Here is a 13,107-nt window from a genome sequence, read left to right as displayed (position 1 = left end):
TCAGTGCTCGCGTAGTTCGACCAGTTTCAGGTGCAACATCAGAATGAGCCTGGTGTCCGCATCGTTCAGGTCGACCCCGCACGAGTCGACGGCACGCCGTAGCCGGTTTCGCAAAGTGTTGGGGTGCACGTGCAGCGTGGCGGCCGCTGCGGCGACATCGCCGCCGTGGGACAGGAAGGCGCGGGCCGTGGCTACAAGGTCTGTACCGTGCTGCTCGTCGTGACCGGCGAGCGCGGCGAGCGGAGTGTGAGCGTCCAGCCCGTCGAATATGTTCGCTGCCCGCAACGCCAGCACAGAGGCGAGGTTCTCACCCATCGTGCCGACGACGCCACCTACCCGTGCGTGTTGCAGCGCGGCGAGTACCTTGTCCGCGTCCTCTTTCGACAGGTGCGCCGCACTGGCTGTGTTCACCTCGCGTCCGACTGCAACGACGAGTGAGGACCCGCTGCGAGCACGCCCGAGGAAGTCCTCGGCGAGGCGTCGGACATCCATCTCGGATGCTGCAATCACGAGATAGATGACGTCGTCGAACTGGGCGGCGACCGAATCGACCGCTAGCGCTCCGAGGTGCAGGGTGAGGGAGGGGAGGGTTCCGGTCGGCAACGATCGTCCTATAGAGACGGTGCTGGCGGCGGCGACCGTCAGCCGTCCCTCGAGGCCGAGGGCATCGGCAGCTCGGGAAGCGGGTTCCCCGCCGTTGATGAGCGCCCGGACCCGATCGACCTGCAATCGGCGCGTCACGTCGCCTCGATTGCGCTCCGCTGCGATGCGTTCGGCGACGAAAGGGACAGCGGACCGAAGGATTGATTCCTGCATGGCGGTGGGTGCGGAGTCCATCGCTGCCCAAATGGACCCGATCGGCCGGTCGCCGTCGCGCACGGCGATCGCCGCGCGTGGAAGAAGCTCGGGCAGGTGCAGGTCGACATAGAGGACACCGGTATCGCGGTACAACCGCTCGAACACCCCCGCCTCGGTGAGCAGCTGCCTCCACCGGCCCGGGACCTGGCGTTTGAGGATGGTGTCGATGCGGGCATCGTCCACCGAATGCTCGCCAGTCGAATAGGCGAGCACCGTCGAGTTCTCGTCTTCGATGGTGACCGGCGCGCCGATGAGTTCGGCCAGTGACTCCGCCACTGCGAACAGGTCCTCACCGCGCAGGTCCATAACGAGGAGCCTAACTCCCGAAAAGGGCGTGGAGCGGCCACTCTGGTTTGCCGAATTACCTTGGCGACCGCATCCGGTTCGGGGCATTGTTGTAGACATGGTGGCGGTGCGGAACAGATCCGCGGCGATGGCCGCGTGGCGCGTTGTGGATCCGGGCCCCGTCTCGGGTCACCCATTGGAATTTGTCAGTGAGTCGATTCCCGTGCCCGGGGAAGGCGAATTGCTGGTCAGAGTGTTGGCGTGCGGCGTGTGCCGAACCGACCTCCATGTCGCGGAGGGGGATCTCCCGGTGCATCGGCCGCGGGTGATACCAGGCCATGAGGTGGTTGGTGAGATTGTCGCACTGGGTGATTCGGTGTCCGGTGATTTCTCCGTTGGGGATCGAGTAGGTATCGCTTGGTTGCGATTCACCTGCGGACGCTGCGCGGCCTGCCGGCGCGGTGCCGAGAATCTGTGCAGGCAATCGCGGTACACAGGATGGGATGCCGACGGCGGATACGCGGAGTTCGCGACCGTACCCGCCGACTACGCGCTCCGTCTTCCGGACGGATATACCGATAGCGAACTTGCGCCACTGCTGTGCGCGGGGATCATCGGCTACCGCGCCCTCGAGCGAGCAGCGGTGCCAGACGGCGGCGCACTCGGGATCTACGGATTTGGCGGCAGCGCCCACCTCACTGCTCAGGTCGCACTGGCCAGAGGCGCACGCGTGCACGTGATGACGCGGGGCGTGCAGGCACGTGCGCTGGCAGAGAAACTGGGAGCGGCCTCCGTGCAGGCTGTGCGCGACGAGCCACCCGAAGCACTCGATGCGGCGATTCTGTTCGCGCCGGTCGGAGATCTGGTGCCCACCGCAATGGAGGCGCTCGCAGACGGTGGCACTCTGGCGATTGCGGGCATCCACCTCAGCGACATACCCCCGCTCGAATACCAGAAGCATCTGTTCAGAGAACGACAGATTCGGAGCGTCACCGCAAATACACGTGTGGATGCCGTCGAATTCTTGCGCTTCGCGGCGGAACATCGGCTGAGCATCGACGTCCACCCGTATCCACTCGACAGGGCCCATAGTGCTTTGCGTGATCTGTCCGATGGAAAGTTCAGCGGTGCAGCAGTTCTCGAGATGTAGAGGTAGGACTGGACGCCGCCGCCGTCCGACTGGACGTACCACTCCGTCTTGCCAACACCCGGTCGGTCGCCGATAGGCTCGACACATGGCTGGGGTCGCGGGTGTCCTGCTCGATATCGATGGAGTGCTGGTTACTTCTTGGCACCCGATCGACGGCGCTGCTGCGGCGGTGCGAGAGGTGCGTGAACGCGGACTTGCGTGCGCCTACCTCACCAATACGACTTCGCGGACGTGCGACGCGATTGCGGATTCGCTTCGGGCGGCAGGCATCGAGGCCGATGCCGGAGAGATCGTGACTGCTGCCCGGCTCACCGCGGAGTACGTACTGGCTACCTATCCGGGGCGCAGGGCCTGGCTTCTCAACAGCGGCGACGTCGCGGACGACTTGCCCGGTATCGAGTTGGACGAACAGGACCCAGAGGTGGTGATCCTCGGTGGGGCAGGTCCTGAATTCACCCACCGTGCGCTCAGTCGCGTGGTGGAGTTGATGCTCGACGGCATCCCGGTCGTCGCGATGCACCGCGGGACCACTTGGACCACCCGTGACGGGTTGCTTATCGATACCGGCATCTATCTCCCCGGGATGGAAGAGGTCGTGGGAACGAATGTCGTTTCGGTGGGCAAGCCGTCGCTCGCGGCGTTTCTCACCGCCACCGAATTGATGGGCACCGAACCTGATAAGACGATGATGGTCGGAGACGATCTCACGGGCGACGTGCTGGCGGCACAACGGGTAGGACTCACTGGTGCGCTGGTCCGGACGGGCAAGTTCCGACAGTCGATTCTGGATCTGTCCGCCCAGCAACCGGACCATGTGATCGACTCCGTTGCGCAACTCCCGAGTCTCCTCGACGAACTTCGCTGAGTATGGGGTGAGACGGGTCGCACTCGAACGGGTAATGTCGCGGGGATTCCACCAATTCGACATTCCCAGAAGGAGCTTTCATGCCCGTTGTCTCCACGCCCGTCGCCTCGGCAACTGGTGCACGCTTCTCCTCTTTGTTCGGCCGACGGCTTGCGCGTGCGGGAGCAGTGTTCGCGGCGGGCATGGGCATCGCGGCGGGTATGTCGGTGGCCGGAGGAGGCATCGCGTCGGCCGGCCCAGTCATGTGTGTCTCACCGCCATCGGACAATGACATCCAGGTGTCGGAGACGGCTAGCTGCGGAGCAAAGGCGACCGATGCCGGGTACGCCCGCGCCTCGGCGATCGAGAGTGGTACGGCAGTGAGCGTCGCCAATGGGGAGGGTTCTATGACCACCACCTACGCCAACGGCTTTGGAACCTCGCTCGGCACCTCGACGAGTTCGGGGCAGGCGTACGCGATCTCGCTCGGTGGCGGCATCGCTCGGGCCTCAGCGTCCGACGGTGCTACCACGGTTGCGATCGCAGGCTGGGGTTCTGGTGCGACAGTCGACTCCACTGGCGTCGACTGCGTGGGCGCGCTGTCGTTCGCGTTCAACCTCGATACCGGGCAGTTCTGCGCGATGCGCTGATCGCCTGCCCTGGCACTTCCGTCCCGACCTTGCACTCGTTTCGCGCGAGTGCTAAAAATGCAGTTGGCACTCGCGACACGTGAGTGCCAGGTCGGGATGGTGAGGCCGGGAACCACAGACACCCCTGGTCGTCCGTCGCGGGCACTGACCCCGGCCGCGCGCGTAAAAGAGGCGACCCGTCAGGCGGTCGTCTATGTGTGTCACCCCGAATCCGGAGGATCACTTCGCAATGGCCAAGATCATCGCGTTCGACGAAGAGGCTCGCCGCGGCCTCGAGCGAGGACTCAACTCCCTCGCCGACGCAGTCAAGGTGACGTTGGGACCCAAGGGTCGCAACGTCGTGCTCGAGAAGAAGTGGGGCGCCCCCACGATCACCAACGATGGTGTGTCCATCGCCAAGGAGATCGAGCTCGAGGACCCCTACGAGAAGATCGGTGCCGAGCTGGTCAAGGAGGTCGCCAAGAAGACTGACGACGTCGCCGGCGACGGAACCACCACCGCGACCGTTCTCGCCCAGGCTCTCGTTCGCGAGGGTCTGCGCAACGTTGCCGCAGGCGCCAACCCGCTCGGTCTCAAGCGCGGCATCGAGAGGGCTGTCGAGGCCGTCACCGCCACGCTGCTCGACACCGCCAAGGAGATCGACACCAAGGAGCAGATCGCTGCTACCGCCGGTATCTCCGCAGGCGACCCGTCCATCGGTGAGCTCATCGCCGAGGCCATGGACAAGGTCGGCAAGGAAGGCGTCATCACGGTCGAGGAGTCCAACACCTTCGGTCTGCAGCTCGAGCTCACCGAGGGTATGCGCTTCGACAAGGGCTACATCTCGGCGTACTTCGCCACCGACGCAGAGCGTCAGGAGGCCGTCCTCGAGGACGCGTACATCCTTCTCGTGAGCTCCAAGATCTCGACGGTCAAGGATCTGCTGCCGCTGCTCGAGAAGGTCATCCAGTCCGGCAAGCCGCTGCTGATCATCGCCGAGGACGTCGAGGGCGAGGCGCTCTCCACCCTCGTGGTCAACAAGATTCGCGGCACCTTCAAGTCGGTTGCCGTCAAGGCGCCCGGCTTCGGTGACCGCCGCAAGGCTCAGCTCGCCGACATCGCCATCCTCACCGGTGGCGAGGTCATCAGCGAAGAGGTCGGCCTCTCCCTCGAGACCGCTGGACTCGAGCTGCTCGGCCAGGCTCGCAAGGTCGTCGTCACCAAGGACGAGACCACCATCGTCGAGGGCGCGGGCGATTCCGACGCCATCGCCGGTCGCGTCAGCCAGATTCGTGCCGAGATCGAGAACAGCGACTCGGACTACGACCGCGAGAAGCTGCAGGAGCGGCTGGCCAAGCTGGCCGGTGGCGTTGCAGTCATCAAGGCAGGCGCTGCCACCGAGGTCGAGCTCAAGGAGCGCAAGCACCGCATCGAAGATGCCGTGCGTAACGCCAAGGCTGCCGTCGAAGAGGGCATCGTCGCCGGTGGTGGCGTGGCTCTGCTGCAGTCTGCTCCTGCTCTGGACGACCTGAAGCTCGAAGGTGACGAGGCCACGGGTGCGAACATCGTTCGCGTCGCCCTCGAAGCACCGCTGAAGCAGATCGCGGTCAACGCGGGCCTCGAGCCCGGTGTCGTGGCGGAGAAGGTTCGCAACCTGCCTGCGGCTCACGGTCTCAACGCCTCGACCAACGAGTACGGCGACCTGCTCGAAGCCGGCATCAACGACCCGGTCAAGGTCACCCGCTCCGCGCTGCAGAACGCCGCGTCCATCGCGGCTCTGTTCCTGACCACCGAGGCCGTCGTCGCCGACAAGCCGGAGAAGGCCGCGGCACCGGTCGCCGACCCGACCGGCGGTATGGGCGGTATGGACTTCTAAGAAAGGCGATTACGCCTCCTGTGAACAGCTAGAGAGCCCACAGACTCGACCGCCATACACAGGCACGAAGTTCACGAAGGACCCGGGACACTTCACAGTGTCCCGGGTCTTTCTTTGTGTGAGGACCTCGAGCTCTGGGGCAATCTGACCAGTCATTCACACAATTTCTTCGTTCTGGTCTTATGTCGTGAGAAACGACGATATAAAGGGTCGGCAACCTTCCCGATCAACCTCCTCGTTGGTTGCTGTGCAGGCACGACAGAACAGGGAAACGAATTGCGTTACGAGCAAGCGCGCCGTTTCGAGCGCAGGGCAGTGTTGGTGCCGGCCTCACCCGCCGAAGTAAACGGGTCAGTGAGTGGCGTGAACCGTAGACCAGGGTGAGCCGACGGAGCCAGCCGATCGGGTGAGCTACTGAAGACAGCGAGCCCTGTTACTCGCGTCGCCTGTCATATGGTTCGGCTACCGGGCCGCCACGAGGCACTGCGTTTCCCAATCCTTCCCTACTGCAATGGATCCGCGTGGCTATGCATTCTTGCAGGCTTGGTACGCCCCTTTGGGTAGTGGCAGTTCACCCGTGCAATATCCGACGGAAAATGTTGCAGCAAAATAGTTTCCAATTTTCCTACGAACATCGCTGATCGGTGATTGAATGTGATTGACGGTAACGGAGAAACTGAATTCCGTTGCTGCACATCGACTACGAGGAGGATTCATGGGAAGCACGACCCTCACGGAGCTCATTGAGTTCGTCTTCGATCAGCTCATTGCCTTGGTGGACCAATTCAGCTGATCGAACCAAACCCCCGGCGTTGTCGGGATGCTTGTCTGACCAACTGACGCATCAGCGTCCAGAAGATGGAGGAAACAATGGGAAGCTTGAGCGGCGGCATCACCGCTATTTCGGCCCTCCTGCAGGCGGTCTTCGGACTGGGCGGCCCACTTATCGCAGGGTCGATGGAGGATCCAGCAGGACAAGATTGAATCGGCCGGCCGGGTTGACAACACGTCCGCCTCGCTGGTGACCATCCTTCACGTGATGTAGGTCGGAAACCGCTGTGGAACGGTAATTTTCGACCGATATACGCACTCGCGGAAGATGTAGACGTACGCAATGGATACGTGAAATCCGTTGCTGAAGAACAATCAACAGGAGGACAAATGGGAAGCACATCCGACGACATCGAGTTCCTCTTCGGCAGCCTCGAAGAATTCACGATCTTCTTCAGCTGATCGAATTGCCTTCCGGCGCTGCCGGGATGCATGTATGACCAACTGACGCATCTGCGTCCAACACAGCGGAGGGAATTATGGGAAGCACGGATGATGACGGCACAGACTCGGGCAGCATGGACGCCAACATGATGAAAATCGTGCTCCAGCTGATGAAGGGAATCTTCACAAGTTCCCTGTGAGAATGGCGCACAGGTAGACAGTGAATCCGACTGTGGCCGTGGATGTTATCCACGGCCACAGTTGTCTTTGCAATCAAACGGTTTCGGTCGTTCAGAGATGCTTCACGTCTTGGTGCCGTCCGGCTGGCATCAGCATCCACGCTGCCAGGTAGACGAGTGCGGCCGTGCCGCCAGTGACCAGTACTGCGACGACGGTGAGCAACCGGACGAGGTTGGCGTCCAAACCGAAGTGCTCAGCGACGCCGCCGCAGACTCCCGCGAACATCTTCTGGTCTACAGAGCGAGTGAATTGGCGGGGGATGTTGCTGTCGAATGTCATGCATGCAGTCTGGTCTGCGTGACCGGTTCGCGCATCGGGAGATACCCCGATCTTGACCCTGGTCTTCGTCCGGGGATTTCGGTGTCTCGAGGCAACAACATGCTTTTGGAGCTTGTTGACTCGACCTTGTCATCGTTTGAATCTGGGGTCGGCATGCGGGACTATGGACCCCAGATCGACGCTTCGGAGAAGTGCTCCGGAGAGATTCGAGTTGCGCCCAGATGGAAGGTGAAGGATGGTCAACCGCACAGTAGCGGGTAGGTACGGGGTCCGCTTGGCAATCGCGGCCGCTGTGGTGGCAACGCTGCCCGGGTTCGGCGTCCCCGCGTTGGCGTCGGCAGCTCCGGCCGACAACGCCGCGGTCGCCAATGGTGGTACGTATCTGGTAAGCGAGAAGAACGTCAAGGGCCGTACCTCGACCATGACGGTGCATTCGGCATCGATGGACCGGGACATTCCCCTTCAGGTGATCAGGCCGGCGGATACCAGTGAGCCGAGGCCGACGCTGTACCTGCTCAACGGGGCGGGCGGTGGCGAGGATAACGCCTCCTGGCAGCGAAACACCGACCTTGTCGGCTTCTTCGCCGACAAGAACGTCAATGTCGTCTCGCCTTTGAAGGGTGCATTCAGCTACTACACGGACTGGGAGAAGCCGGATCCGGAGTTGGGTGTCAACAAATGGACGACCTTCTTGACTGAGGAACTTCCCCCGGTCATCGACGAGGCTCTCGGAACCAACGGGGTCAACGCGATTGCCGGCATCTCGATGGCGGGTTCGTCGGTGTTGAGCCTGGCCGAAGCCGCACCCCACCTCTACACCGGCGTCGGGGCGTACAGCGGCTGCGCGATGACCAGCAGTGACCCGGGCCGCACATACGTGAACATGGTGGTGGGCATCGGTGGCGGCGACCCCGAGAACATGTGGGGCCCGGAGGGCGGCCCGGGGTGGGTGGCCAACGACCCGTATGTGAATGCGGAGAAGCTGCGCGGACTCGACATCTACGTCAGCAACGGGACGGGTCTGCCCGGTCCCGGTGATCGCCTCGACGGACCGGGGATCAACGGCAATATCGGGACGTTGGCCAACCAGATCATCGTCGGCGGTGCCATCGAGGCCGCCACCAACCAGTGCACGCATGCACTGGCGAGGAAGCTGCACGATCTAGGGATCCCGGCGACGTTCGACTTCCGGCCCACCGGCACGCACTCGTGGTCGTACTGGGAGGAAGACCTCCACAAGTCGTGGCCGATGCTTGCCGCGTCGATGGGTATCTAGCCGCCCGAGCCTCTCGAGAGAATTGACCCCTGCGGATCGCTGATCCGCAGGGGTCGATTTGTCTGGTGCGGAAGGAGGTTGATTCCCCATCGTTGGGATGTTTCCGGGAGTGGCGACTTGAAGGCTGCCCGAAGCAACGACTCGAGTATGTTCTGTCACTCTTCGGCCACGAGGCCGGGAGGGGAAGTGCGCTGATCACATATCTACAGGTGGCAGGGTAATTGAATGGGCATTCCAGGGGCAGCGAGGCGATCAAGCACTCATTCGTTGTCAACAATTGCCAAAACGTCTTGGGCGATTCGCATTCGGTTCGGTGGAAGGTCGGGTACAAAGAGGATGGCGCCAAGGAGGGCGCTGATCAGAAACCCACGAGAGTCAGGAGTGCACAATGGAGGGATCTGCGGATATCGGTGGTGCCTTTATCGAACTCATCCTGATCCAGCTCACCACAGGATCGGGCGATATTGTTGACCCGAGATAGCCGGGTCATTTCCTGAAACTGGGGTCCCATTGCTCCGTGGCGGAGAAGTTGGGCGGGCTCGATAGCTACGTCAGCAATGGGACAGGTCTGCCCGGTCCTGGTGATGTGGCATCTAGCCGCCCGAGCCTGCAGAGAGTCGACCCCCGCGGAGCGTTGATCCGCAGGGGTCGACTCATTTAGTGGGGAATGGTATGACGCCGCACTGGTGCGCTGTTTCCGGGAGCGATGACATAAAGACGCTCGAATCAAGGACTCGAGTATGTTTTGTCACTCTTTGATTACGACTCTTGAGCGCCGAAGTGCCTGGATTGTATATCCGCAGGTAAGAGGCCTGTTAGCTAGGGCCGCCAGGGGTAACGGGGCAATCAAGCGCTCCGGTACTGTCATAACTTGCCGAAATTTTTCTGCGAAACGCGTTCCCTTCGGCGGAAGGTCGGGTACAAAGAGAACGGCGTCATCGAGGGCGCTGATCGGTAACCAGCGAAAGTCAGGAGCCAGATATGTCGGAAGAGTTTGGTGGGTCTGCAGAACTCGGTGCCATGGTCTTCGAGCTGATCCTGGTCTCTCTCAGTTTCGGGTCGGGTGACTTTGTCCAGGAGTAGGTCGACCAACCGTTGAAATACGTACACGGTAGGTACTTACTGAAACTGAGGTCCAAGAGCACTATTGCGGACCTCAGTTTCAGAATTGGAAGCGGGTAGTAGGCGGAGCCGATTCGGCGAGCGAAGGATCGCCAACCGAGCGTGGGTCGATTCGAGGTGAAGCCGGGTTTCGCGGCAAGTCAAAGAGCAGCCAGTCAATCGCGTGGCTCAGGCCTGGATAACAATTCGGAGTGTTTTCGATCCTCTTTGTCCTTCACGGCAAGTCGACCGCAGAGAATCGCGGCGGATCGGGTACAAAGAGTAAGGCGTCACAAATGGCGCTGGTCGAAATCCCCACGACAATCAGGAGTGACAATGGATAATTTGTCTTCCGGTTCCGGCGAATTTGCCGCCGGGGTCTGGGCCTTCTTGGTCGCCGCCTTCGGATCGTCAATAGAGATCGGTGGCAGCGACTAGCCTTCCCGAACTTCACCGAAACAGGGGTCCACGTGCAACACTGTGGACCCCAGTTCGGCGCTCTGGGCACGTGTTGCGCCAATACGAAGAAGGTGAAGGATGGTCAACCGCACAGTCGCGGGTAGGTACGGGGTCCGACTAGCGGTTGCGACCGCACTGGCAGCGGCACTGCCCGGTATCGGGGTTCAGGCATCCGCATTTGCGGATCCGACCCACGATGGTGGCTCCTACCTGGTAGGAACCGAGAGGATCGACGACCGGCAGTCGACCATGACCGTGCACTCGGCATCGATGGATCGCGACATACCGTTGCGGGTGATCACGCCGGCGGATACAAGTGAGCCGAGGCCGACGCTGTACCTGCTCAACGGTGTGGGCGGCGGCGAGGACGACGCTTCGTGGCAAGCCAACACCGATACCGTCGAGTTCTTCGCTGACAAGAACGTCAACGTCGTGACGCCCATGGAAGGCGCGTACAGCTACTACACAGATTGGGTGCAGCCCGATCCGGTGTTGGGGACGAACAAGTGGACAACGTTCCTGACTCAGGAACTTCCCCCGATCGTGGACTCCGCTCTGGGAGCGAACGGAGTCAATTCAATTGCCGGTATCTCGATGGCGGGTACGTCGGTGCTGAGTCTGGCGCAGTCGGCGCCTGACCTCTACGAGAGCGTCGGGGCCTACAGTGGCTGCGCGATGACCAGTACCCTTCCCGGCCAAGCATTCGTACGAACGGTGGTTGAGTCCCGTGGTGGCGGCAACGCCACGAACATGTGGGGCCCCTACGACGACCCGGGCTGGGCGGCCAACGACCCGTATGTGAATGCGGAGAAGTTGCGTGGGCTCGACATCTACGTCAGCAACGGAACAGGCTTACCCGGCGAAAGCGATCGTCTCGACGGACCTGGGATCGACGGCGACGTAGCCGCCCTTGCCGGCCAACTCGTTCTCGGTGGTGTCATCGAGGCCGCGACCAACTACTGCACTCAGGCGCTGGCAGGCAAGTTGTACGAACTGGGAATCCCTGCGACGTTCGACTTCCGTCCGACTGGCACGCACTCGTGGTCGTACTGGGAGGAAGACCTCCACAAGTCGTGGCCGATGCTGGCCGCGTCGATGGGTCTGTAGCCGCCCTGCATTCTCGAAAGTCGTTGGGACAGGTACGTAGAGATGCCTGTCTCAACGCATCAAACTCCCGAGTACGAGATGACTTTCCCCAAATGTTCGCGATTCTGGTTCTCGAGCGCGATCGGTCGGGTAGAAAAGGGCAAGCGTCAGGAAGTCGCTACACATCAACGGATGTCAGGAGTGTGGGAATGGGAAGTGACGAGTTCGATTTTGGGTCTTTGGCGGGCTGGTTCGAACTGACCTTGATCACTATTGATGCCGGATCTGGTCAGAAGCCGTTGGACTGAGGGCAGAGGCCGTTGGACTATTCCCGTATCACTGCGAAACTGGGGCCCACGTGTGACATCGTGGGCCCCAGTTTCGGCGTTCTGGGGTGTTTCGAGTTGCAATAGGGGGAGAGATGGTCAACCGCACAGTGGCGGGTAGGCACGGGGTCCGGCTTGTTCTTGCGGCAGCTCTGACGGTGGCGATTTCGGGTTTTGTTGGCCCGGAGATGGTTTCGGCAGCCCCGACCGGTGACACTGCGGTCACCGATGGTGGCTCGTATCTGGTGGACACAAGGAAAGTCAAGGGCCGTGAGTCGAGAATGCGTGTGTACTCGGCGTCGATGGATCGGACTATCCCGTTGCAGGTGATCACGCCGGTCGATACGAGTGTGCCGGCACCGACGCTGTATCTGCTCAATGGCGCGGGCGGCGGCGAGGATTCGGCGTCGTGGCAGGCCAACACGGATGTGGCCGGATTCTTCGCTGACAAGCACGTCAATGTGGTTTCACCGCTGAGGGGCAAGTTCAGCTACTACACGGACTGGGTGCAGCCCGATCCGGTGTTGGGGGCGAACAAGTGGACCACCTTCCTGACGGAGGAGCTTCCGCCGATCATCGACGAGGCTCTCGGAACCAACGGGGTCAACGCGATTGCGGGTATCTCGATGGCGGGCACATCGGTGTTGAGCCTGGCGCAGTCGGCGCCTGACCTCTACGAAGGCGTCGGGGCTTACAGTGGCTGCGCGATGACCAGTACCAATCCGGGCAAGACCTATGTGCGCGCGGTTGTCGAGGCCGCCGGGGGCGGTGACACCGAGAACATGTGGGGCCCGGTGGACGGCCCGCTGTGGGCGGCCAACGACCCGTACGTGAACGCGGAGAAGCTGCGCGGGCTCGACATCTACGTCAGCAGTGGGTCGGGTCTGCCTGGTCCTGGTGATCGTCTGGACACACCGGGGGTCGACGGCAACGCCTTGGGGTTGGCCGGCCAGATCATCGTCGGCGGTGTCATCGAGGCGGCGACGAACCAGTGCACCCATGCGCTGGCGAGGAGGTTGCACGAGCTGGGTATTCCGGCGACCTTCGATTTCCGTCCCACGGGCACGCATTCGTGGTGGTACTGGCAGGAGGATCTCAAGAAGTCATGGCCGACGCTTGCGAGGTCGATGGGCTTGTAACCACCGACTTTCAAGATTTTTATTCTCTTCTACGGACCAATCGTGTACAAAGAGATCGCTATCAAGCGCGTGGGCCGAATCCCACATGACTATCGGGAGATCAAATGTCGTCGGACTACATCGAACTCTTCTCAGCCGTGATCAAGTTGCTCCCCGGGTTGCTCAGCTGATTCCGGTCTTGTCTTGGTGGGACGAGTGACCTGAGCTTCGCGAATCTGGGGTCCACATGTGACACCGTGAGTCCCAGATTGTGGGTCCCAGATCCGTTCTGTGGGTCGTTGTGGTCGGCGTCGATGGGATGCTGGTCACTACTCTCTCGATTTTCTCCCCTCTCCTCGACTGCT

Annotated in this window: 9 protein-coding genes; 7 read left to right on the top strand and 2 right to left on the bottom strand. The window is 61.7% G+C overall.

The window, feature by feature from the left end:
• Complete coding sequence (locus BFN03_RS13090) at positions 1–1,164, bottom strand: PucR family transcriptional regulator (protein WP_070379360.1); 1,164 nt, start codon at positions 1,162–1,164, stop codon at positions 1–3.
• 127 nt (positions 1,165–1,291) lie between these two features.
• Here BFN03_RS13090 and BFN03_RS13085 point away from each other — a divergent pair, with 127 nt between their 5' ends.
• The 4 genes from BFN03_RS13085 (at position 1,292) to groL (ending at position 5,642) form a co-directional block, all read left to right on the top strand.
• Positions 1,292–2,293, top strand: a complete 1,002-nt coding sequence (locus BFN03_RS13085; RefSeq protein WP_070380901.1) for a zinc-binding alcohol dehydrogenase family protein — start codon at positions 1,292–1,294, stop codon at positions 2,291–2,293.
• Between the two features lie 85 nt (positions 2,294–2,378).
• Positions 2,379–3,158, top strand: a complete 780-nt coding sequence (locus tag BFN03_RS13080) for an HAD-IIA family hydrolase (protein WP_070379359.1) — start codon at positions 2,379–2,381, stop codon at positions 3,156–3,158.
• A gap of 80 nt (positions 3,159–3,238) precedes the next feature.
• On the top strand, positions 3,239–3,787 hold the full coding sequence (locus BFN03_RS13075; protein WP_070379358.1) for a DUF6764 family protein: 549 nt from the start codon (positions 3,239–3,241) through the stop codon (positions 3,785–3,787).
• Between the two features lie 229 nt (positions 3,788–4,016).
• Positions 4,017–5,642 (top strand): chaperonin GroEL, encoded by a 1,626-nt coding sequence (gene groL / locus BFN03_RS13070; RefSeq protein ID WP_070380900.1) that lies wholly within the window; start codon positions 4,017–4,019, stop codon positions 5,640–5,642.
• A 1,506-nt stretch (positions 5,643–7,148) separates the two neighbouring features.
• Here groL and BFN03_RS13065 read toward each other — a convergent pair.
• Positions 7,149–7,376, bottom strand: coding sequence for a PspC domain-containing protein (locus BFN03_RS13065; protein WP_070379357.1), 228 nt, complete (start codon positions 7,374–7,376; stop codon positions 7,149–7,151).
• A 235-nt stretch (positions 7,377–7,611) separates the two neighbouring features.
• Between BFN03_RS13065 and BFN03_RS13060 the strand changes: the two genes are divergently transcribed.
• From BFN03_RS13060 to BFN03_RS13050, 3 genes are all read left to right on the top strand, one after another.
• Positions 7,612–8,652 carry an alpha/beta hydrolase gene (locus BFN03_RS13060; RefSeq protein ID WP_070379356.1) on the top strand — a complete coding sequence of 347 codons (1,041 nt, stop codon included), beginning with the start codon at positions 7,612–7,614 and terminating at the stop codon, positions 8,650–8,652.
• Positions 8,653–10,290: 1,638 nt separating this feature from the next.
• Positions 10,291–11,319, top strand: a complete 1,029-nt coding sequence (locus BFN03_RS13055) for an alpha/beta hydrolase (RefSeq protein ID WP_070379355.1) — start codon at positions 10,291–10,293, stop codon at positions 11,317–11,319.
• 400 nt (positions 11,320–11,719) lie between these two features.
• Entirely contained in the window at positions 11,720–12,763 is a 1,044-nt protein-coding gene (locus BFN03_RS13050; RefSeq protein WP_070379354.1) for an alpha/beta hydrolase, read from the top strand.
• Positions 12,764–13,107 lie beyond the last annotated feature (344 nt).

The sequence above is a fragment of the Rhodococcus sp. WMMA185 genome (genome assembly GCF_001767395.1).
Lineage (GTDB): Bacteria > Actinomycetota > Actinomycetes > Mycobacteriales > Mycobacteriaceae > Rhodococcus_F.
Note: the sequence above shows the minus strand (reverse complement) of the source record. Positions and strands in the feature narration are given on the sequence as shown.

Coding starts and splice junctions, on each gene's coding strand:
- groL (WP_070380900.1), top strand. CDS start 4,017: ATGGCCAAGATCATCGCGTTCGACGAAGAGGCTCGCCGCGGCCTCGAG.
- BFN03_RS13060 (WP_070379356.1), top strand. CDS start 7,612: ATGGTCAACCGCACAGTAGCGGGTAGGTACGGGGTCCGCTTGGCAATC.
- BFN03_RS13080 (WP_070379359.1), top strand. CDS start 2,379: ATGGCTGGGGTCGCGGGTGTCCTGCTCGATATCGATGGAGTGCTGGTT.
- BFN03_RS13090 (WP_070379360.1), bottom strand. CDS start 1,164: ATGGACCTGCGCGGTGAGGACCTGTTCGCAGTGGCGGAGTCACTGGCC.
- BFN03_RS13075 (WP_070379358.1), top strand. CDS start 3,239: ATGCCCGTTGTCTCCACGCCCGTCGCCTCGGCAACTGGTGCACGCTTC.
- BFN03_RS13055 (WP_070379355.1), top strand. CDS start 10,291: ATGGTCAACCGCACAGTCGCGGGTAGGTACGGGGTCCGACTAGCGGTT.
- BFN03_RS13065 (WP_070379357.1), bottom strand. CDS start 7,376: ATGACATTCGACAGCAACATCCCCCGCCAATTCACTCGCTCTGTAGAC.
- BFN03_RS13050 (WP_070379354.1), top strand. CDS start 11,720: ATGGTCAACCGCACAGTGGCGGGTAGGCACGGGGTCCGGCTTGTTCTT.
- BFN03_RS13085 (WP_070380901.1), top strand. CDS start 1,292: ATGGCCGCGTGGCGCGTTGTGGATCCGGGCCCCGTCTCGGGTCACCCA.